Below are 20,419 nucleotides of genomic sequence, written 5' to 3'. Positions count from 1 at the left end.
TGCTTGTCTTGATTTCCATGAGTTTTCCTTTCCCCTGAATGGGGAGATTTCGCCTGCATTTCAGGCTCACCCAAGGTACGTGCTGCAACAAGTCACCTGTTGACAAATGAAGCTGGCAAACTTGACCAACGGCAAGGTTTCACAACCCGTCGCCCCTAAGAGACATAGCACAGCCATGTAGCTCAAGCATTTGACGACACCTCATCGCCAATAACGAACCTTGATCTGCACGATGCGCTCAGCGCATATGCCTTGACGCCCACTGGTCAGCGCTCACCGATATGCCAGATCTGATCTGGCGCAGGGCAGCGAAATTCATGATTTTTCACCCTTCAACAAGGGGCGGTTTTTGTACCAGCGCATCGCATTCTCGGTCGGTCGCCTCTGCTAGAGCATGCGAAGAAGCAAACCGATGGCTCGTAAACCCGCGTCAACACACGACTCTGCCTCTTGTATGTTCAAGAGGTCAGTAGAGAACGGAGAGAGAAAAACGGGGGGATGAGCGCTGGAAAAGGCACCTGCGGCAGGCGCATGCTCAAGAGGCCAATGCCGGAAGCCCCGCCAACATTGGGGTTCCAGGCATAAAAAAACCCAACCGAGAGCGGTTGGGTTCTGGATGAATGGTGGGCCCACCAGGATTCGAACCTGGAACCAAAGGATTATGAGTCCTCTGCTCTAACCGTTGAGCTATAGGCCCGGAAACGTCCGGAACGTGCGGGCGATGCGTGGGCCGCCGACCTGGCGCCTCTGGCATGCAAGCAAACGAGGGCGCCGAAGCAGGCGTGAGTTTAACGTCCGCGACTAGGCGCTGTCTGCACGCGCTTCAAACGCCAACAACAAAAAAGTTGCCGTGCACACCGCCGGATGCGTGCGTCCACATGAGAGCCGTGCATCGGCGCCGCAATGCGCGACGTGCGCGTCGCCGAGGGCAATGCAGGCATAACACGACGAACGGATCGCGGCGCTGAGCGGGGCAGTGGCAGTGGCAGTGGCAGTGGCAGCGACGAAAGCGTGTTGCGTCACTTCGCCCCAGAGGTGCGTAGCATCGCTCATCACGATCAACTCCTGGGGCGTGGAAAAGCTCTCAAGCAAGTCTACGCACACGCTTATCGCGGCCACATGATCCGCCACCATCCCATCGGCAACGCAGGCGCGGATCATGGCGCGCATGCACAGAAAATGGACGGCCCCCGTGTAAGGCATTGCGTGCGCAAGCCACCCAAATAGTGTGATATTCAGCACACCACGGCACAGCGACACGTTGGCTAGCGCCGAACTTACGCCAAGGCATTCGGCGGCGCAAAAGGGCACGCCACACCAGCTCCCAGAGCATGCGCGCCGGGAGGCGACACCGCCGAAACGCCGACCGCATCAGCGGCAGCCGGGATTTTGCTGCACTGCAAAATGCGCGACGGGTCATGACAGCGCAGGATGTGCGACCTTTTGAATCAGTCCAACCGTCGTGGCGCTGTCTCCCCCCGACCACTACGCCACCCAGTCCAACACCGCCGTCGCGCCTGATCTGCAGGCCACGCGCTTGGCGTCGGACGCGCTGGCCCTACCTGCACTGACAGCCGTGCCTGCCCGGCTGTATCTGCGTGCCCGTCGCCGGGCCGTCTTCTTGCCTGTTCCCGGAGTCGCTGTATGAATTCTCGCCCGCTTTCCAACACCGCCGCGATCGCGGTGGTCAGCATGATCTTTTTCACGTGGGGCGGTCTGACCAGTCTCAACGACGTATTGATCCCGCATTTGAAAGCCGTGTTCCAGATGAACTACACGCAGTCGATGCTGATCCAGTTCACCTTCTTCGGCGCGTATTTTCTGATGTCGCTGCCGGCCGGTGCGGTGGTGTCGCGGGTCGGCTACAAGGCCAGCATCGTCGTTGGCCTGATGGTGTCGGCGATCGGCGCGTTGATGTTCTTCCCTGCCGCGCGACTGCCGTCGTACCCACTGTTCCTGACCGCATTGTTCGTGCTCGCCAGCGGCATCACCCTGTTGCAGGTCGCGGCCAATCCATACATCAGTTTGCTTGGCGCAGCGGAAAAAGCGCCGAGCCGGCTGAACTTCGCGCAAGCGCTGAACTCGCTGGGCACTACCGTGTTCCCGTGGTTGATCGGCCCGTTGATCCTGGCCGGCACGGTACTCGGCGCCGATCAGCTCGCAGCGATGACACCGGCACAGTTGTCGGCCTACCGCATCGAACAGGCAAGTTCGGTGCAGTTCCCTTACCTGATGCTTGCCGGTGGCTTGGTATTGCTGGCGGTGTTCGTGCTGGTGATGCGCCTGCCGTCACTACGCGAGGAGGGCGATGTCACCAGCACCGGCACACTGCGCAGCGTCGCGCAGACGGTGAGCGAATACGTCGACGTGCTCAAGCACTGGCATTTGACCTGGGGTGTAGTGGCAATCTTCATGTACGTCGGTGCGGAAGTATCGATCGGCAGCTTTCTGATCAACTACATCTCCGGCCCGACCACTGGCGGCCTCACCGAAGCCGTCGCCAGCCGCTATCTGTCGTTCTACTGGGGCGGAGCGATGGTCGGGCGTTTTGCTGGCGCGGCACTGCTGCAAGTGATCCCGGCGCGTAAGCTGCTCTCGGTATTCGCTGGCATCGCCTCGCTGCTGCTGCTCACCAGCATGCTCAGCACTGGCCATGTGGCGATGTGGAGCGTGATCGCGATCGGCCTGTTCAACTCGATCATGTTCCCGACCATCTTCACCGTGGCGATCGAACGCCTGGGGCTGTTGACCAGCAAGGCTTCCAGCCTGCTGATCATGAGCATCGTCGGCGGCGCCATTGTGCCGCTGGCGCAAGGTGCGCTGGCCGACGTAATCGGCATCCAGCATGCCTTCGTGATCCCACTGCTGTGCTACGCCTACATCCTCTGGTACGGCATGCGCGGCTCGCAGCTATCGGCCGACTTGTCGGCGACCGCTCCCAGCGCCACGCCCGTGGCCCACGTGATGCACTAATACACCTCACCCACGACGGCGGTGCGACCGCCACCGTCGTGCAGCCTGTGGCTTTCCCCTCCCCGACCCTGTTTGCCAGCGGACCCCATGAATCTTCCCTCCACGCCTGTGCCCAACTTCGCCGACGTCACTGTGCTGCGCGCGCACATCGCCGACACCATGGCTTTCTACCACCCGCGTGCAATCGATCCGAACGGTGGTTTCTTCCACTACTTCCGCGACGACGGCAGCGTGTACGACGCCGGCCATCGCCACCTGGTCAGCAGCACCCGCTTCGTCTTCAACTACGCGATGGCGGCCAACGAGTTCGCCGATTCGCCGCTGGCCGCCGAGTACCTGGACGCTGCACGCCATGGCCTGCGTTACCTGCGCGACACCCACCGCGACGCTTCCAGCGGCGGCTACGTGTGGACCCTGCGCGACGGCGTCGCCGAGGACCGCACCCAGCACGCTTACGGCGCGGCGTTCGTGCTGCTGGCCTACGCCACCGCGAAAAAGGCCGGCCTGGACACCGACGCATGGATGGAAGAAACCTGGCAATTGCTGGAAACGCGCTACTGGGATGCCGCCGCCGGCCTATATCGCGACGAAGCCACGCCGGAATGGGTCTTTTCCAGCTATCGCGGCCAGAACGCCAACATGCATCTGTGCGAGGCACTGATCGCCGCCTACGAGGCCAGCGCCGACACGCGCTACCTGCAGCGCGCGCTGCTGCTCGCCGACCACATCACCCGCCGCCAGGCAGCGCTGGCCGGCGGCTTGGTGTGGGAGCACTACGACGCCAACTGGCAAGTGGACTGGGACTACAACCGCGACAATCCCAAGCACCTGTTCCGGCCATGGGGCTTCCAGCCCGGCCACCAGGTGGAGTGGTCGAAGCTACTGGTGCTGCTGCACGGCCACCTGCAAGCCTCGTCCAACAGCGCACCGGCGTGGTTGCTGCCGACCGCACGGCATCTGTTCGATACCGCGCTGACGCACGGTTGGGACGCACAACACGGCGGCATCGTCTACGGTTTCGCTTCTGGCAGCGCGGACGCGCCGGTGGTCGGTGTGCCCGACGTAGCGAAGGCCCCGACCTACTTCTGCGATGACGACAAGTATTTCTGGGTACAGGCCGAAGCCATCGCTGCCGCCGCGCGGCTATTGGCCGCCACCGGCGATACGACTTATCGCGCCACCTACGAAAAACTGTGGGCGTACTCCTGGACGCATCTGGTCGACCATCGCTATGGTGCCTGGTTCCGCATCCTCAGCCGCGACAACCGCAGTTATAGCGACGAGAAGAGCCCCGCCGGCAAGACCGACTACCACACCATGGGCGCCTGCCACGATGTGCTGGCGGTGATGCGCAGCAGCCGCGCCTTCGCGTAAGTCGCAACGCCGCCGCAGGAGCGCTCCGGGTCATACCGGAGCATCTGCTGGCGGCGTCCGGATAGAGTGATCACAGCGTCGTGCCATGACGCGGCGGCGCTCTGTTGCATCGACACACCGAGCGCTGTCGCCGCTGCGCAAATGCCGTTCGCCGACGCTGGCGTCCAATCTGCAGTTGCGGCCTGCGCCGCGATCAGTGCCTACTGCAACAACCCCGCCGCATCAGCCGCGACGACGCCAGCACAGCCGGGCGAAGGTCACCCAGGCATGCAGCCAGATCGCCAGCCACACCGCCACGCATACCGGCCAGGCGCGCCTCGGCGCCTCGAACTTGCGGAAGTAGCGCCACAAGCCGCGATGCTTGTGCCATTCGACGAACCAGGGGCGCTTGCGACCGGAAACACCACGCACATGCAACACGCGCAAGGTGTTGACCACCGCCACCGTCGCGCCGGCCTCGCGTGCACGCCGGCATAGATCCAGATCCTCGGCATGCAAGCGATAGCCTGCATCCCATCCGCCGATGCGCACGAACAGTGTGCGCGGCAGCAGCAGCAGCGCGCCTGACAGCGCCGGCACGCGCTGCACCTGCTGCTTCGGATCGGCCTGCAACGCCAGCCGTGCGCCGGACAACGGATGCCGCAGCATCGCCGCAAAATCAGGATCGCGACGGCGTACCGCCGCATCGGCCTTGCCCTGCGTGTCGACTTGTTCCACCCCGAGTAAGGCCTCGCCGAGCGCGACCGCCTGCGAGCGCAGCAACGCTAACGTCTCTGGCTCGACCAGCAGGTCAGGATTGACGAACGCCAGCCACGGCGCATCGCTGGCTTCAGCACCCTGATTGCATGCCGTGGCGAAGCCTGGATTATCCGGATTGGCGATGAAACGGACCCGCGGATCCTCCAGTGCATGCCGCTGTACCACCTCCAGGGTATCGTCGCGCGAAGCATTGTCGACGATACGGATCTGCCCCACTTCGGCGGCCGCGCGCAGTCGCTGCAAGCAGGCATCGATGGTGCTGCCGCTCTCGTAAGTCACCACCACCACAGCGATGGGGTGTTCGCGCATGCTAGACATCGAACAGCATCCCTTGCGGATCCAGCGGCGATAGGGTGTCGTACCCACGCCGCAGCGCATCGCGACAGGCGCGCAACGGATCGTGCATCAGAAATCCGGCCAAGCGCGCATGCCAGGCCGGCCAACGCGCCGCCAATGCCTCCATGTCGCCATCGGCGGCGCACCCTTCGGCACGACGCGCGACGTGCGCCGTCTCGCACAGCACATTGCGCCAGCCGAGCCCAGCCATGCGCAGGGACAGATCGATCAACGCCGCATACCAGGAACCGTAGCTGCTGGCGTCCAATCCGCCGACGCGCTGCCGCGCCGCGCCACGTAATACGACCGCATGACACACCGCCGCAGGCAACTCCGGATGCAGCGGCGGCAGCGCCGCGCAAGCGCGAGCCAGACGCTCGGGATCCTCGGGCAACGGATTGATCTCGCCCAGGCGCGGCCACGCACACGCCTCGCCGGCATTGCTCCACGGTGTGCCACTGGCAATGGCAGCATCGCGCGCCAGGCACGCGCTCAAGTGCTGCAGCCACCCCGGCAGCGGCTGCGCATCGGCCGCCAACACCGCCACGTCGGCGTCGGCACAGGCACGCAACATCTGGTCCAGATGCGCCACCTCGCCGAGCATGCACGGACGCCGGGTGTAGTCGGCCCGCAGGCGCGTGCGCGCCAGCCACGCCTCGATCACCCGGACACCACGCGGACCGGCCTGCGCATCGTCGGCCAACCATACACGGGTACCCGCTGGCGTATTGACTTCCAGCGCACCCAGGCAGGCATCCAGGGCGACATCGTCGACACCGACCGGCAACAACACGATGGGCGAATTAACCACAAATGACCATTACAGAGCTGCTAATCAAAGCGCCAGGCCAGAAATAGCGCCTGGCGCGCATTAGATTTTAATTAAAATCAATTGACATTAACATTACATACAACAGTTACTACAGCAGCGTATCCAAAGCCAGCCCATGGAAAGTTTGGCTGATAATAAGTGTAGCTACTAATTGGGCAACTCCAACCACCAAGACCAATATCCGAAACGGCATTTCTCCGCGCGTCAGTTGCAGCCTGTTGAATGGCAGTAGCTAAAGGATAAACAGGAAAAGTTGTTGCCCCATCATAGTACTTCTGAATCACTACTGCAGAAGCAACTTGCATGAAACCCAACGATCCAGAAAGAAACATTCCACAAGCAAAAACCTTGGAGAATTTCATAGTTAAAACCCCAATAATTAGCGCCCCCTGCATCGAGAACATTAGCAGAAATCATCAGGAATTACATGCAATCAATCACAAAAAATTTCCATATAACCATGAATCCTAGCAAAGGACTGCATGCACCATGCTAAATTAGATAACAAACGTAGCAAACAGTAGTCAGGTAGGCGTGGAAGGAGTGCAGTAACCGCAGTGCAGAACGCACATCGGATCCGAGCACCGCCCACGCCCACCGCGGCTGCGCAGTAGCGTGTTAGCCGCTCTAATTTTTCTCTTTATCCTTCAAATATAACGGCTTCATGACATTAAATTTCCGCCCATATTCATCGATCAGATTACGCGCCTCCTGAGGATTACGCACTATTGTCGGGGTCAAAAGCACAATAACCTCCTGCCTATCCTTTTTATTATCCTTCTGGCCAAACAAAGCACCTACCACAGGCAAGCGACTGAGCATGGGAAATCCCTGACTTTGATCAGTATTAGTGTCACTTATAAGACCTGCAAGCATAATTGTGTCACCACTCTGTACTGCGGCCTCCGTCTTAACCCTTCTCGTATTAATCGGAACATTACAAGCAGTACTGGAAGTCGCACTAGAATTACAACTAGCAGGAGCAGCGCCTGGAGAACTAACCTCCTGCACGATATCCAGGAACACCATGCCGTCCTTGGTGACCCGCGGACGCACCTTGAGGATCACACCCGTATCGATGTACTGCACCGACGAATAACTGGAGTTGATGCCAATTCCGGTATTGATCGAGGTGGAGTTGATCGGGATGCGCGTGCCCACATTGAGCGAGGCTTCGGCATTGTTCCGCACGAATACCGACGGGGTCTGCAGCAGTTTGAGGTTGGTAACTTTGTCCAGCGCGGTGATCACGGCTGCGGCATTTGTGCCGAGGAAAGTCCAGCCAAGGCCGTCACTGCCGATTTTGCCGGCGATGTCACCCCAAATCTTACGACCGGCGGCGCTAGGCAGACCCGCACCACGGCCAATCCCCGTTCCATTCGCCACGCTGCCATCGGTGGACGCGTTGACCGAATTTTTGAAGAACCAATCAACGCCATACTGTAGATCGCCGGTCAAACTGACCTCGGCCACCTGCGCCTCGATGTGCACCTGCATCGGCATGACGTCGAGCTTCTCGACCACATCGCGAATGGAACGCCATGCCTGCGGTGTGGAGCGCACCAGCAGGGTGTTGGTTTCCTCCACCGCCGCGACGCCGACCTTGTCGCCCTGCACTTCCAGAGTCACGCTGCCATTGCCGGCGGTGCGCGGCGACAGTTGCAGGCCACCACTCCCCAGCGTGCCGCCACTACCGCCGGAGACGCCACCGCCCAGGGAATTGATATCGCTCCCGCTGCCACCCAGACTCCCACCGCCGAAGCTGCTGTTAGCGCCGCCCATGCTGAGATCGCCCCCCCCCATACCGCCCCCCTCGTTCAACTGGGACATCTGCATGCCGGGCATCAAGGAAACATTGGGATCGCCGCGATTGCTGCCGCCCCCCCCAAACACCTCGGACAGACGTTCGGCCAAATCCCTGGCCTTGATGTATTTGAGCTCGTAAGAAAACAGCCGTGCACCGCCGCCAGCGCTGTCGATACGATCCAGCCATTCCTGGATCTGGTCCAGATAGCGCGCCTGCGGGGTGATCACCAATACCGCGTTGACGTTCTCCAGCGGCATGAAACGGAACATGCCGGCACTGGGCGTCTTGCTGTTCTCGCCGAAGACCTTCTCCAGGTCAGCAGCGACCTTATCGGCTTTACCGAACTGGATCGGAAATACACCTACCGACATCCCCGCCAGCCAGTCCACATCGAAAATCTGCACCGTCCGCAGGTAATTTTCCAACTCGGCGCGGGTACCGCCCAGGGTGATGACGTTACGCGCGTTGTCGATCCCAACGATCGCATTCGGACGCGCATAGGGTTCCAACACCTTCTTCATCTCACTGGCAGAGATGAACTTCAACGGCACCACGCGCACCTCGAAGCCGCGCGCACTGGCAGGCGAGGCGCTGCTCGGCGCCACCGTACCGGACAACGCCTGATCGGCGGGAACGATGTTGTAGCGACCGCCGTTGTAGACCATGCGCGCGTTGTTCCAGCCCAGCACCATCTCCAACAGATTCAACGCTTGTGCAGGCGAGACCGGCTTGGGAGTCGCCAGGGTTACCGTCCCCTGCACGCCCGGCGCGATCACATAGTTCTGCCCAAGCATGTCGCCGAGAATCGCCTTGACCACCGCCTGCACCGATTCGCCCTCGAAGTTGAACGTGGCGCTACCGCTTCTGGCATTGGCCAGCGAAGGCGCTGGCGCGGAGGCAGCCGCAGAGTTGATCATGCTGCCGCTTCCGTGATGGATCACCGGCGTCGCCCGTGCGGAGGGCGCCTCTGGATCGGCCTTGCCCCCCGATGCAGCAGACTGCGTATTGCCAGCCTGACCGACATTGGCATTGATCGCGGCGCCACGGCGGACGTCGGGCGAGGGAGTGGTTGCGCAGCCGGCCACCAGGCCGATCGCGAGAAACAAGGAAAACAAGCGCGGCGTCATGCGATCACTCTTCAAGGGTTCTGGCCGGAGGGGGGATTCTGGCTCTGTTGTTGCAATTGCCGGCGGCGGGCTTCGATCCGTTCACGGATCGACTGCAACTGCTCCGACGATGGAGCCGAAGACGCAGCTTGCGCCGGGATGGGGGTGGGTGGGGACGGCGGACGCGGCACGGTGATGTTGTTGGGCTGCACATTGCCCCCGGACGGCGAGGAACCAGGCTGCGCACCCGCTGCGCGGGCAGCCTGGCCAAGCACGGTCGGCGGCTGCCCGCCCTTGCCGTCGAACACCTTCAACTCCAGGGTCTGGGTGCCACCACCACCACTGACCACAGCCCGACGCGGCTCCAGCGACAACAGCCGCCAACCCTGTACTGGATCATGACCTTCCTGCAAACGCAGCGATTCGCCATGATCGGTGGTCAACGTGGCCATTTTGAAGTCATCCGTGAGCAGCACCCCGGTCAAGCGCACCGTCGACGCGGCCGTCTGACCGTTGTCGGCAGTGAGGAAGAAGGGATGTGGTCGGCGGTCCTCGGCGAAGACCGGGCGCGCGGCAATATCGCCGTAGTGAGATAAATCTTCAAGTCGTTCCGGCGCCGCCTTGGGCAAGGAGGGCAGGCGCGGGACCATCGCCGGGTCGTCGGGGAGCGGCGCGATCCGTTCCCCGAGACCGGCCAGACCCAATACCCAGATCAGCAACCCCCACAGCACCAGGGTTCCCAGCAACACGGTGCGCAGTCCCATTGCTTCAACCCGCATGGCGGTCCTCCGACTGGTGCGATGAATGCGAGCTTGGTGTCGGGGCCGCAGCCGGTGATCCATGTGATGGCATTGCGGGTGCTGGCACCGGCGTAGGTTCGCTCGGTCCGGCGCCTGCCGGGGTACCGGCATCCATCACCGGCGCAGCGGTCGCCCGCACTGTGGCGTCCGCCGCCGAGGCATCCGTCGCTGCCGACATGGCGCTCGGCCGCAGGTAGCCAGCCAATTCGAACGCCACATCCAGGCCGTTACCGCTTTCGGTCGGCGAGAGTTGGTAGCGCTGCGCCATCACGTTGAGATTATCGATAAACAATGCCGGCGTTCCGCTTTCCAATGCGTGCAGGACCGCCGCCAGTTCCTGAGTGCCGCAGCGCAGCCGCACCTGCACCGCGACGCGGGTGAAACGGTCGCGGTGCTTGTCGGCGGCAAGCGGAGAGCGGTTGCTGATCGCGCAGCTACGGTTCCCTGGACTCGCCGTGGCCACTGCGCTTTCCAGCCGCTGCACCAGGCCGGCCGAAGCCAATTCGGCCGAGGCCTCGTGCAAGAAGCCTGGCCGCGTCGCCAGTTCGCGCTCTGCCTGATGGAGCCGTTGCGTCACTTGCGGTGCCTGTTGCAGTTGCATGCGCAAGCGCAACTCGCGCTGGCGCAGGTCCTGGATCTGCACCTCGACCTCATGCATCGGCACGGTCCACGACGGATGCACCAGTACCAGATAACTGATCGCCAGCACTGCCAGCAGCAGGCCCAGCGCCAGCCAACGATCACGCTTATCGACCTGCACCGGCATCATCGGCGGCCTCCTTGTGCTTGATCCCGGCCAGTGTGGCGGTGAGCGTGAAACGGTCACGGTGGCTGCCCGGATCGGACTGCAGTACGCCGGTCAGGGAGGGCGCTTGCCACAACGGCGAGCCTTCCAGCCGACCAACCAACGAGGACGCTTGGCTGCTGAGACCAATCAATTGCAACTGATCGCCCTCGATCGAGAATTTTTCCAGATACGTCCCCTCGGGAAGGCGCTTGCTCAATTCGTTCCAGACTTCCACCACCGTCGGGCGCTCGGCGCGCAGTTGATCGAAAAACGCAGCGCCTTCGACCAGATCGACCAATTGCTGGCGCTGCGCGGCGACCGCATGGGCGCGCTGCGCGCTGCTCTCCACCTGCATGCTTAGCTGTTGCAGCGCATCGCGGCGATTATCGAGCAGTTGCCAGCCCGCCGCACACAACGCCAACAGCGCGGCGACAGCCAGAATCGCGTTCCAGCGCCGCATCGGATCGCCACGACGATAGCGCTGTTCCAACGGCAGCAGATTGACACCCAGCGGCACGCCGACGGCGTCGGCCACATCGATGCCGGCCAGGGTCGGGCGCAACGCGCCGGCAGCGACCTGCAGCTCTTCCAACACCCAGCGTGGAGCCACGACCAGTTCGGCATCGAGCAGCGCATCGTCGCGGCGACCGCTGGCGCGCACGTCGTAGATCACCTGGTCGGGCTGAAACGGGGTCTGTCGATCGATCTCGAACTTGACCACCTCGTGCAGATGCTGGGCGGCCGCGACCGGCAGCCGCAGCCGGCGTTGCAACGCCGACGCCGCCGGCAGCAGCCATACCCGAGGCAGTGCGGCCAACCGCGGCCCCAGCACCGCATCCAGTTCGTCCGGCAGCAACGGCCACGGCAGGGCCAGCGTCTGTCCCAACTCGGCGTCGACCTGCCGCGCCAGCATCAGTTGATCGTCCTGGCGCCATAGCAGCAGCCGCGCCTGCGACCAGCCCAATTGCAGTTGCCAGCGCGGCGGCAACCACGCCATCAGCGAGCGCTGCCACCACGCCACCAAGCCGCCAGCACCGGGGGCGAAGCGCAGGCCAAATTTTTCCATCGTGTCGCGCCACACCTTCATCGCACTGTCGATCCTTCTTGCCATCGCAGCACAGTGTAGGCGGAGCCAGGTAGCGGCGACGAGCCCAATCGCACGATTGCGCGCAGGACCGCCTCACGCCCGTTGCCCAAACGCGCCCGACTTTCGATGCTGTAGGTGCCACGCCCGGACATCCCAACGCCTGGTGTCTGATCGGTAAGCTCGCGCTGTGCGAGCACCTGTTGCGCATCCAGGCCCATCGCGGTGAGCACCGGGGCCGGCGCGAACTCCGGAGCCGGGCGCAGAATTCCGCCATACAGGGTGACGTTGGGCAAGAGCTTGGCGTACAGCGCCGAGTCCATGCCCAGCACCAGTTGCAGTTCGTCCAGACTCTCGAACGGCGCATCCTTCGCACCATAAGGCAGGCCTGCGGCGGCATAGTCCGAATCCTCGGCACCGCCGCCAGGCTGACTGAGACTGTCCGGATCGCGCCAGTCCACGATCGCGCCAGCGATGCGTTGCGCGCGTTGCGGGTCTTCGCCAACCGCGCGGATCAATGCGGCGAGCAACGACAGGTCGGCCTTGTTCAGATCGACCTTGCCGCTCTCGTCGCTCAGCCGCAGATCCACGGTGGCGTCGGCATACTGCCAGCGATAACGGCGCCCATCGACGCGCCAGCCCGGCTGCGTCGCGGTGCTGTTGAGCCGGGTCAGCGCGTACTCCAGCCCGGCGCGTGCGCGCTCCTGCGCTTGCGCACCGTCGCCGAGCACCTTGCCCTCAAGACCTTCGGTGCGCGCGGTAAGTACGAAAGCGCCGATCAGCGCAGTGAGCAACGCGATCAACCACAGCACCAGCACCAGCGCCGCCCCGTGGCTCCGCTCCAATACCGGCTTCATTGGCGCCCCCCCATGCCGCCAGTCTGGCGCAGCGCGACCACCAACGGCGGCCACACGGTGCCGTCGCCGCCACGCAATTCGATCGAAACCAACAGCGGTAGCGTGTCGGTAGGCGTCCAGCGCTCCTGCCAGGATCCGATGGTGCCGCGCTCGGGATCAATGCCGCGATAACGAAAGCGCACCTCGCGCAAATCATCGGCCAACGCTTCGGGCGGACGCGGGGAGGATTCCGGCAACTGCTTGCCGGCCTGCACCTGCACCAGCGCGATGGCCAATTGCCGATGGTCACCCTCGCCGCTCACCTGCAGGTCGTGCATATATGGACCGCCCCGGCCAAGATAACTCGGCAGATCGGCCACGAACTGCATCCGCTGTGGCTCACCGACGAACCGCACCTGCTGCAACGTCTGCGGATCATTATCCATGACCATCGACTGGGCGCCGCTGAGGCGCTGACGCAGGAAGCCTTCCACCGCACGTATCTGCTCGCTGCGCCCAGCGATCACCTCGCCACGGCCGCTAATGACGGTCGCCGAGCGCAGAGTGGCGAACGCAAGGGTAAGACCGCCGACCAGCAACACCGTGGCAAGCAGCACTTCGATCAGGGTGAAGCCAGCGGCAGCGACGCGACGCGGTGCAGACATCATGGCGGGATCCTGGCGACCTGCGAATTGACCAGACGCAGGGTCTGCCACTGCAGTGCCTGCGCTGGCGTATCGCCCCAGCGGACCTGCAGATTGAGTTGCAACAGCGTCGGCGCACCGGACACCACCGCCCCATCCGGCGGCTGCCGCGGATCGACATAGGGCATGACATCCATCGTCCAGTGAAAGCGGCCTTGCTCGAAGTCGCCCTGGGTGCGACCGGGTTGCAGCGGCTGTTCCACGCCCTGCACGGCCAACAGCGACTGCGCATACAACGTGGCGCGACTGAGCTGGTCGGCGCGCTGCACCTGACGCGCCGCGCCGGACAGCGATCCCAGCAACAAGGTCAGCGCCAAGGCCAACAGCGCAAACGCCACGATGACCTCGATCAGGGTGTAGCCGCGCTGCCGTCTCATGACGGATCCTGCTGCGGCGGCCGCCCCACCTTGACCGCGCCGGTGAGCCAGGTCACATCGATCCGCCAGAGTGACTGCCGCGCCTGCAACTCGATACGCCCGCCCGTTGCAGCGCCATCTTCGAAGAACGCGATGGCACCTTGACCCTGGCTCTGTTGCACCTGGCGCGCACCGCTGAAACGCACTGTCAGCGACGGCGGGATCTCGCCGTGACGGCCATTGGGCGCCTGCCAGGTATGCCTCTGCGGATCGATCAAAAATCGCTGCGGCTGACCCGTGGCGATGGCCTGCGCACGCGTATAACGCAGCTGTGAAGCAATCTCCTTAGCTGCCGAGCGCAAGCGCATTCCATCGATACCACCGCTCAAGACCGACGCGGCCAGGACCGCAGTGATCGCAATCAGACCGATCACCAGCAGCATCTCCAGCAGCGACACGCCGCGCATGCGCGCGCACGAAACCGCGACGCGTTCGCGCGCGCCCAAGCGCAGACCGCCGGCAATGGCCTGAATCACGGCGTCGGATCACTCGTACTTGATATCTGCGTCGTAACTGCTACCACCGGGTTGACCATCCTTGCCCAGGCTCATCAGATCGAACGGACGACCGTCGCCGGGCACCTTGTATTCGATTGGGTGGCCCCAAGGATCGTTGAGTTCCGCAGGCTTGGCATACGGACCAAGCCAGCCATTGACACCACCGGGCGCGGTGACCAGATCGTCGAGCTTGGACGGCAGCTTGCCGGTATCCAACTGGTAGTTGTCGATTTTGCCGGCCAGGGTCTGGATCTGTGACTTGGCCAGATTGGCCTTGCCGCGATCAGCGCCCCCCAGTACGCGGCTGCCCACCAGGGTCAGCACCGCGCCGATCAGCACAATGACGATGATGATTTCCAGCAGACTCATACCGGACTGTCGCGCGGCGGAGGGGGAACGGGTGATGGAGCGGAGATTTCGCATTGCCTCGGGTCCTTGCGGTGGAAAACCTATGTAGCCAAACGCGGTGAAAGCGACAGCGGCCGTGCACGAATCGCGCGATTGCGCTTCACGGATGCGGCCAGCGGGGAGCGCGCGACACTGCGGCCGTCTGCGCACAAAACGCGGGAATCTGAATACAAACTCCCGCGTGAAGTGTGACAGAGACGGCTGCCGAAGGTTCCCCTAGGAAATAGGCCAGCGTCACACTCCGCGATCACGATACCGCAGCGAACCTGACTAGCGCGGACAGTGTCATCTCGGTCGTGGCAATCGGGTGAGGCATCACCCGATTGCATTGGTCAGGTCGTACAGCGGCACGAGAACGGAAATGATCACCAAACCGACCACCGAGGCCAACACCAGGGTGATCGCCGGGACCATGGCCGCGAGCAGGCGATCAATCGCCTGCGCGGTCTCCTGCTCGAAGGTATCGGCGGTCTTCAGCAACATGATGTCGAGGGCACCGGACTCCTCACCGACCTGAATCATCTGCAGCGCCAGCCGCGGGAAGCGCTTGCCCTTGGACAACGACGCCGACAAGCCATGCCCGTTCTTGACGTCATCGGCCGCGGTGCTGACGTCGGCAATCAAGGCCAAGTTCGACAGCACGTTGCGCGAGATGCCCAATGCCGCCAGCAGCGGCACGCCATTGCGCAGCAAAGTCCCCAGGGTCCGGGTCAGGCGCGCCGTTTCCAGGCGTGCGATCAGCGTACCGACGAAACGTTGCCCGAGTAACCAGGCATCGAAGCTGGCACGGAACGCCGGATCGCGACGTTTGCGATCAACGACCAACACGGTCAGCGCGGGCACCACCAACAGCACGATCCACCAATCGCGCACGAACAGGCCCACCGTCAGCACCGCCTGGGTGAACCATGGCAAGGCCACGTCCAGGCTTTCGTACATCTGCGCGAACTGCGGCACCACATAACCAAGCAGGAACAACAGGGCGCAGCCGACCACGCTGACCAGGATCGCCGGGTAGATCAGCGCATTGATCACCCGACCGCGCAATTCGCGGCTGCGCTCCAGGTATTCGGCCAGACGTTGCAGGGTATCGTGCAGACTGCCGCCTGCCTCGCCCGCTCGCACCATGTTGATGTACAGGCGCGAGAACAGGCCATGTTGCCGTTCCAGCGCGGTGGACAGCGGCGCGCCGCCACGCACGGCGTCGCGGATGTCGCCGACGATGCGCCTGGAACGTTCGTCCTCGGGCAATTCCAGCAGGATCGACAATGCGCGGTCCAACGGCTGGCCGGCACCAAGCAGGGTCGCTAATTGCTGGGTGAACTGCACAAGTGCAGCGCCGTCGAACGGCTTGGTGCGAAATAGGCCGCGCAGCGAAGTGCCGCCGCCTTCGCTGGCAAGCTTGGCCTGTATCGGCATATGCCCCTGCTCCTGCAGACGCAGTGCCACCTCCGCTTCGCTGGCGGCGTCCATCTGCCCTTCCAGGATCTCGCCGTGGGAGTCGAGGGCCTTATAGCGATACAGAGGCATCAGAAACCAAACTCAGTCGTCGCGGCTGGGGACGCGGACAGGCCACCATGAACCATCGCCGCACGCTGGCACGACCGGAACCGGAACGCGCCGAGCGCACGCGCTTGCGCACTCGCGCGACGCAGCGCGCGCATCAGGATTCCTCCGTCACGCGCAGCACTTCCTCAATCGTGGTCTGACCACTGAGCGCCTTGGCCAGCCCGTCCTCGTACATGGTGAGCATACCGGCCTCGCGCGCCAGTTGCTCGATCTCGCCCATGCCGGCGTGGCGCATCACCGCACGCCGCAGCGGATCGTTCATCACCAGGAACTCCATGATCGTGGTCCGCCCGGCGTAACCGGTCGGCGCAATCGCCGAGGGTCGTGGGCGGTACAGGAAGATCTCGCCCTCCGGCTGCAAACGGCGCAATTCGAATCGCTCGATCTCCTCCTGCGAGGCCGCATAGCGTTCGGCATGGGTCGGCTCCAGACGCCGCACCAGACGCTGGGCGAGGATGCCATTGATCGTGGAAGTGAGCAGGTAATCCTCCACCCCCATGTCCAGCAAGCGGGTGATACCACCGGCGGCGTTGTTGGTGTGCAGCGTGGACAGCACCAAATGGCCCGTGAGCGCGGACTGGATGGCGATGCGCGCGGTCTCCAGGTCGCGCATTTCGCCGATCATGATGATGTCCGGATCTTGGCGCACGATGCTGCGCAGAGCGTGCGAAAAATCCAGCCCGATCTGCGGCTTGGCCTGGATCTGGTTGATGCCCTCGATCTGGTACTCGACCGGATCTTCGACGGTGATGATCTTGACGTCGGCGGTGTTGAGCTGGCTCAACGCGGTGTACAACGTGGTGGTCTTGCCCGAGCCGGTCGGGCCGGTAACCAACAGGATGCCGTGCGGCTGCTCCAACACCTTGCGGAACTGCGGCAGGAAGGCATCGGTGAAACCGAGCCTGTGGAAGTCGAACACCACCGTCTCGCGATCAAGCAGACGCATCACCACGCTTTCGCCGTGTGCGGTCGGTACGGTGCTTACGCGCAGGTCAAGCTCCTTGCCCTGCACGCGCAGCATGATGCGGCCATCCTGCGGCAAACGGCGTTCGGCGATGTTGAGCTTGGCCATGATCTTGACCCGGCTGATCACCGCCGCAGTCAGATTGGCCGGCGGGCTTTCGCCGTCGATCAGCACGCCATCCACACGGTAACGCACCTTCAACCGGCTCTCGAACGGCTCGATGTGGATGTCCGAAGCGCGCAACTCCACCGCGCGCTGAATCACCAGGTTCACCAGCCGGATCACCGGCGCTTCGGAAGCCAGATCGCGCAAGTGCTCGATGTCATCGGTGACGACGCTGTCGCCGTCGGCGGTCTCCACGATCGCGCCCATGGCGCTGCGGCCCTGACCGAACCAGCGTTCGATCAGATCGTCGATCTCCGAACGCAGCCCCACCCGTGGCAATACCCGCATCCCAGTGGCCAGGCCCACCGCGTCGGCGGCGTAGGCCGTGTGCGGATCGGCCATCCACAACTCCAGCGCACCATCGCGCTCGCCCAGCGGACAAACGTGGAACTGTTTGAGGAAGCGCAGCGACAACAGTTGCGCCTCGGATTGGGTCTCCGGCGCGGTGACCGGCAGTTGCTTGGCATCGAGCAACGGTAGGCCCAACACCTCAGCACTGACCTCGGCATGATCGCGCTCGGACACCAGGCCCAGACGTGCCAACAGCGACAGCAGGTCGCCGCCGGCTTCGCGCTGCAACTGGCGCGCGCGTGCCAAGTCGCCTTCCTTGAGCCGGCCTTTGGCCAGCAAGGCCGCAACGATGCGGGCTTCGGGCGTATCGCCGTCGACAGCAATGTCCTTCACGAGCGCGTTCACGCAATCTCTCCCAGATGACAGTCCACTTTAGCAGTTCAGCATGAGCCAACGCCGAACCACGTACCAATGACCGCCTCTGTCTACTGCCAAATGCGAAGGACTAGATCGGCGCAGCGAACGTCATCTCTTGGACACGACAAGCGTAGATCATGATTGCTTGAACCTAGACACACCAAGCTCCATATCCCCACGGCATGGGCCGTGAACGCAGGAAACCCGGCCAAAACCGGGTTTCCCTGGAACACCGACGCCGCGTGTTGCGGATGGATTTATTGACGGGCGATCAAGCTGACCCCGTTGTAATTGGTTTCTCCAACCAACTTGACGTAGTAGGTGCCCGCCTTCGGCGCGGTGAAACGCACGGTCTCGTTGTTGCCGGGACGGGTCGATTTCGCGTCGGCGTTGCTGGGACTCGGCTCCCTGCCGAGGCTCACGTACAACGAGAGATTACCGCTACCGCCATAGGTGATGAAGCTCAGCACCGAGCCGGCCTGCGCATCGAAGCTGTACAGCGCCTCGTTCCCGCCCGCGCCGGCCAGGCCGGTGAGCGGCACATTCCTGGCCAGCACAATCGCCGTGGGCGTGCTCCCGCCCGCGCCGGCCAGGCCGGTGAGCGGCACATTCCTGGCCAGCACAATCGCCGTGGGCGTGCATTTCTGCGTCGTTGGATCGCAGGGTTTTTGCAACGCCTTGTCCAATGCCGCCTTGGCATCGACAATTCCGGTGCCGATCGGAGTACTGGAAGGAATGGACTGCGGGAACGGTCGTGCAGTCTGCTTGAGCAGCTTCTCCAGGTCGGCAGGACTCAACGGTGTCCTGCCGGCAGCGATCACCGCGCTCTGAACCAAGGCCGCGACCGCAGCCACATGCGGCGACGCCATCGATGTCCCCGCCATGCCCGCGTAAGTGTATTCACCTGAAGTAGGCGTGGTCTTGCCGGTATAGCCGTTCTGCCAGATGTAGCCGCCCGGGTTGCCATCTCCGGGACCACCGCCGCCCGGAGCGGACAGATCCACGACCACCCCGTAGTTGGTGTAGTCGGTCATGCCGCCGGTGATTCGGGTGGCGCCGACTGCAATCACATTCGCGCAATTAGCAGGATTGGTATTGCTGGCATCCGACGCATCGTTGCCAGCCGCCACCACCACCGTGGTGCCGCGCGCGACCGCGCCGTTGATCGCGTCCTGGGTGGCTTGATCGCAAGTGGTACCGGCCCCCAAACTCATATTGATGATTTCGGCTGGATTGGCATTGGCCGGCACGCCGGCAACCGTGCCACCCGAGGCCCAGGTAATGGCATCGACGATATCGGACAGGTGACCACCGCACTTGCCCATCACCCGCACAGGCAGCACCGTGGCGTTCGGTGCGATGCCCGCCATGCCGATGCCGTTATTGGTCGCTTCGGCGATGGTGCCGGCGACGTGACTGCCATGCCAGGAACTGGGCTCGGCCGAGGAGCCGAGATAGCATTCGCTGTCGTTTTCGATCCAGTCGCCGTAGTCCAGCGCACCGGGGACGCGCTCGCTGGTCGGACGCCGCGAGACCGCCGCATCGGTGATGAAATCGTAGCCCGGCAGCAGGTTCACCGCCACGTCCGGGTGGTTCGGCAGGATGCCGGTATCCAGCACCGCGACCACCACGCCATCGCCCTTGGACAGCGTCCACGCGGCAGGCGCATTGATGCCGCCTGTGGCGTCGCTGAGATCCCACTGATACTTGGCGTACAACGGGTCGTTGGGGACGAACTGCTCCTGGGCCTGCGTCTGAGCACGAGGCAGATCCACGATATGAAACATGGTGTCGATTTCGGCGTATTGCACCGATGGGTCGGCGGCGATTTCCGCAACCACCTTCTCGACATCGGCCTTGCTCAATTGACCAGACAGGCGAATCAGATCGGCGCCGACGCCCAGTGTGCGTACATACTCTGCGCGCACGCTCGAAGCGGCCAGGCTTGCGATACCGTTGTGGCCACCGAGGCTGGCCCGCGTCACCGCTGCCTGCACCGCCCACAGCTTGGCGGACTGATCGAAGACTGCGGTGGTACCTGCCTTGTAGCGCACCAGAATGCGGTTGGAGGTCAACGCATCGGCAGGCGCGGACCTGCTCGGCTGTTTGACCGGCAACGGCGATACGGCCGCCGCCGCGAACGCAGCCGAAGCCGTCAGCGACATGGTCAGCATGGCGGCAGCGATGATATTGACACGAAGATATTGCTTGTCGATCACGATGGAATCCCCTTCAAAAAAGTTGCGTAACTCAGGCGACAATTGCGGCCGTGACATTGCGTTGTTCCGAATTCC

General features: G+C 63.2%; 19 protein-coding genes and 1 tRNA gene. 3 read left to right on the top strand and 17 right to left on the bottom strand.

Annotated elements, in window-relative coordinates:
* Positions 1–621: 621 nt before the first annotated feature.
* Together XANALMUS060_RS05920 and XANALMUS060_RS20475 are read right to left on the bottom strand one after the other, a co-directional pair.
* A tRNA-Ile gene (locus tag XANALMUS060_RS05920) sits at positions 622–697 on the bottom strand.
* 104 nt (positions 698–801) lie between these two features.
* Positions 802–1,053: a hypothetical protein gene (locus tag XANALMUS060_RS20475; protein WP_161795378.1), complete on the bottom strand. Its 252-nt coding sequence runs from the start codon at positions 1,051–1,053 to the stop codon at positions 802–804.
* Between the two features lie 409 nt (positions 1,054–1,462).
* On the opposite strand from XANALMUS060_RS20475, the gene XANALMUS060_RS19660 reads away from it, so the two are divergent.
* The 3 genes from XANALMUS060_RS19660 (at position 1,463) to XANALMUS060_RS05905 (ending at position 4,347) form a co-directional block, all read left to right on the top strand.
* A complete protein-coding gene (locus XANALMUS060_RS19660; protein ID WP_152640399.1) occupies positions 1,463–1,648 on the top strand; it encodes a hypothetical protein in 186 nt (61 codons plus the stop codon).
* The gene (locus XANALMUS060_RS05910; protein ID WP_045737572.1) at positions 1,645–2,973 is read left to right on the top strand and encodes a sugar MFS transporter; all 1,329 of its coding nucleotides are present in this window, start codon (positions 1,645–1,647) and stop codon (positions 2,971–2,973) included. The genes XANALMUS060_RS19660 and XANALMUS060_RS05910 overlap by 4 nt, the downstream gene beginning before the upstream one ends.
* 87 nt (positions 2,974–3,060) lie before the next feature.
* Positions 3,061–4,347, top strand: coding sequence for an AGE family epimerase/isomerase (locus XANALMUS060_RS05905; RefSeq protein ID WP_045737571.1), 1,287 nt, complete (start codon positions 3,061–3,063; stop codon positions 4,345–4,347).
* 222 nt (positions 4,348–4,569) lie between these two features.
* Here the strand turns inward: XANALMUS060_RS05905 and XANALMUS060_RS05900 are convergent, their stop codons facing one another.
* The 15 genes from XANALMUS060_RS05900 to XANALMUS060_RS05835 form a co-directional block, all read right to left on the bottom strand.
* On the bottom strand, positions 4,570–5,415 hold the full coding sequence (locus tag XANALMUS060_RS05900; protein WP_045737570.1) for a glycosyltransferase family 2 protein: 846 nt from the start codon (positions 5,413–5,415) through the stop codon (positions 4,570–4,572).
* A 1-nt stretch (position 5,416) separates the two neighbouring features.
* Positions 5,417–6,253: a glycosyltransferase gene (locus XANALMUS060_RS05895; protein ID WP_045737569.1), complete on the bottom strand. Its 837-nt coding sequence runs from the start codon at positions 6,251–6,253 to the stop codon at positions 5,417–5,419.
* A 77-nt stretch (positions 6,254–6,330) separates the two neighbouring features.
* Complete coding sequence (locus XANALMUS060_RS19655; protein WP_152640398.1) at positions 6,331–6,636, bottom strand: hypothetical protein; 306 nt, start codon at positions 6,634–6,636, stop codon at positions 6,331–6,333.
* Between the two features lie 265 nt (positions 6,637–6,901).
* Positions 6,902–9,208 carry a type II secretion system secretin GspD gene (gene gspD / locus XANALMUS060_RS05890; RefSeq protein ID WP_045737568.1) on the bottom strand — a complete coding sequence of 769 codons (2,307 nt, stop codon included), beginning with the start codon at positions 9,206–9,208 and terminating at the stop codon, positions 6,902–6,904.
* An 11-nt stretch (positions 9,209–9,219) separates the two neighbouring features.
* Entirely contained in the window at positions 9,220–9,966 is a 747-nt protein-coding gene (gene xpsN, locus XANALMUS060_RS05885) for a type II secretion system protein XpsN (RefSeq protein WP_045737567.1), read from the bottom strand.
* Positions 9,956–10,753: a type II secretion system protein GspM gene (gspM, locus tag XANALMUS060_RS05880; RefSeq protein ID WP_082064940.1), complete on the bottom strand. Its 798-nt coding sequence runs from the start codon at positions 10,751–10,753 to the stop codon at positions 9,956–9,958. The genes xpsN and gspM overlap by 11 nt, the downstream gene beginning before the upstream one ends.
* Entirely contained in the window at positions 10,734–11,861 is a 1,128-nt protein-coding gene (locus tag XANALMUS060_RS05875; RefSeq protein WP_045737566.1) for a PilN domain-containing protein, read from the bottom strand. Before XANALMUS060_RS05875 ends, gspM begins: the two co-directional genes overlap by 20 nt.
* A complete protein-coding gene (locus tag XANALMUS060_RS05870) occupies positions 11,858–12,703 on the bottom strand; it encodes a type II secretion system protein GspK (RefSeq protein WP_045737608.1) in 846 nt (281 codons plus the stop codon). The genes XANALMUS060_RS05875 and XANALMUS060_RS05870 overlap by 4 nt, the downstream gene beginning before the upstream one ends.
* Positions 12,704–12,711: 8 nt before the next feature.
* Positions 12,712–13,359: a type II secretion system protein J gene (locus tag XANALMUS060_RS05865; RefSeq protein WP_161795379.1), complete on the bottom strand. Its 648-nt coding sequence runs from the start codon at positions 13,357–13,359 to the stop codon at positions 12,712–12,714.
* Entirely contained in the window at positions 13,359–13,775 is a 417-nt protein-coding gene (locus tag XANALMUS060_RS05860) for a prepilin-type N-terminal cleavage/methylation domain-containing protein (protein ID WP_045737564.1), read from the bottom strand. The genes XANALMUS060_RS05865 and XANALMUS060_RS05860 overlap by 1 nt, the downstream gene beginning before the upstream one ends.
* Positions 13,772–14,221 carry a GspH/FimT family pseudopilin gene (locus tag XANALMUS060_RS05855; RefSeq protein WP_082064939.1) on the bottom strand — a complete coding sequence of 150 codons (450 nt, stop codon included), beginning with the start codon at positions 14,219–14,221 and terminating at the stop codon, positions 13,772–13,774. The genes XANALMUS060_RS05860 and XANALMUS060_RS05855 overlap by 4 nt, the downstream gene beginning before the upstream one ends.
* A 78-nt stretch (positions 14,222–14,299) precedes the next feature.
* Positions 14,300–14,734 carry a type II secretion system major pseudopilin GspG gene (gene gspG, locus XANALMUS060_RS05850; RefSeq protein ID WP_045728425.1) on the bottom strand — a complete coding sequence of 145 codons (435 nt, stop codon included), beginning with the start codon at positions 14,732–14,734 and terminating at the stop codon, positions 14,300–14,302.
* 300 nt (positions 14,735–15,034) lie between these two features.
* Positions 15,035–16,249, bottom strand: coding sequence for a type II secretion system F family protein (locus tag XANALMUS060_RS05845; RefSeq protein ID WP_045737563.1), 1,215 nt, complete (start codon positions 16,247–16,249; stop codon positions 15,035–15,037).
* Between the two features lie 133 nt (positions 16,250–16,382).
* A complete protein-coding gene (gene gspE / locus XANALMUS060_RS05840; protein WP_045737562.1) occupies positions 16,383–18,113 on the bottom strand; it encodes a type II secretion system ATPase GspE in 1,731 nt (576 codons plus the stop codon).
* Between the two features lie 269 nt (positions 18,114–18,382).
* Positions 18,383–20,344, bottom strand: coding sequence for a S8 family peptidase (locus XANALMUS060_RS05835; RefSeq protein ID WP_045737606.1), 1,962 nt, complete (start codon positions 20,342–20,344; stop codon positions 18,383–18,385).
* Positions 20,345–20,419: the final 75 nt, after the last annotated feature.

It is taken from the genome of Xanthomonas sp. MUS 060 (genome assembly GCF_000963215.1).
Lineage (GTDB): Bacteria > Pseudomonadota > Gammaproteobacteria > Xanthomonadales > Xanthomonadaceae > Xanthomonas_A.
This window is presented reverse-complemented; position numbering and strand designations above follow the sequence as displayed.

Coding starts and splice junctions, on each gene's coding strand:
- XANALMUS060_RS20475 (WP_161795378.1), bottom strand. CDS start 1,053: ATGAGCGATGCTACGCACCTCTGGGGCGAAGTGACGCAACACGCTTTC.
- XANALMUS060_RS05910 (WP_045737572.1), top strand. CDS start 1,645: ATGAATTCTCGCCCGCTTTCCAACACCGCCGCGATCGCGGTGGTCAGC.
- XANALMUS060_RS05905 (WP_045737571.1), top strand. CDS start 3,061: ATGAATCTTCCCTCCACGCCTGTGCCCAACTTCGCCGACGTCACTGTG.
- XANALMUS060_RS05900 (WP_045737570.1), bottom strand. CDS start 5,415: ATGCGCGAACACCCCATCGCTGTGGTGGTGGTGACTTACGAGAGCGGC.
- XANALMUS060_RS19655 (WP_152640398.1), bottom strand. CDS start 6,636: ATGAAATTCTCCAAGGTTTTTGCTTGTGGAATGTTTCTTTCTGGATCG.
- gspD (WP_045737568.1), bottom strand. CDS start 9,208: ATGACGCCGCGCTTGTTTTCCTTGTTTCTCGCGATCGGCCTGGTGGCC.
- xpsN (WP_045737567.1), bottom strand. CDS start 9,966: ATGCGGGTTGAAGCAATGGGACTGCGCACCGTGTTGCTGGGAACCCTG.
- gspM (WP_082064940.1), bottom strand. CDS start 10,753: ATGCCGGTGCAGGTCGATAAGCGTGATCGTTGGCTGGCGCTGGGCCTG.
- XANALMUS060_RS05875 (WP_045737566.1), bottom strand. CDS start 11,861: ATGAAGGTGTGGCGCGACACGATGGAAAAATTTGGCCTGCGCTTCGCC.
- XANALMUS060_RS05865 (WP_161795379.1), bottom strand. CDS start 13,359: ATGTCTGCACCGCGTCGCGTCGCTGCCGCTGGCTTCACCCTGATCGAA.
- XANALMUS060_RS05860 (WP_045737564.1), bottom strand. CDS start 13,775: ATGAGACGGCAGCGCGGCTACACCCTGATCGAGGTCATCGTGGCGTTT.
- XANALMUS060_RS05855 (WP_082064939.1), bottom strand. CDS start 14,221: ATGCGCGGCGTGTCGCTGCTGGAGATGCTGCTGGTGATCGGTCTGATT.
- gspG (WP_045728425.1), bottom strand. CDS start 14,734: ATGCGAAATCTCCGCTCCATCACCCGTTCCCCCTCCGCCGCGCGACAG.
- XANALMUS060_RS05845 (WP_045737563.1), bottom strand. CDS start 16,249: ATGCCTCTGTATCGCTATAAGGCCCTCGACTCCCACGGCGAGATCCTG.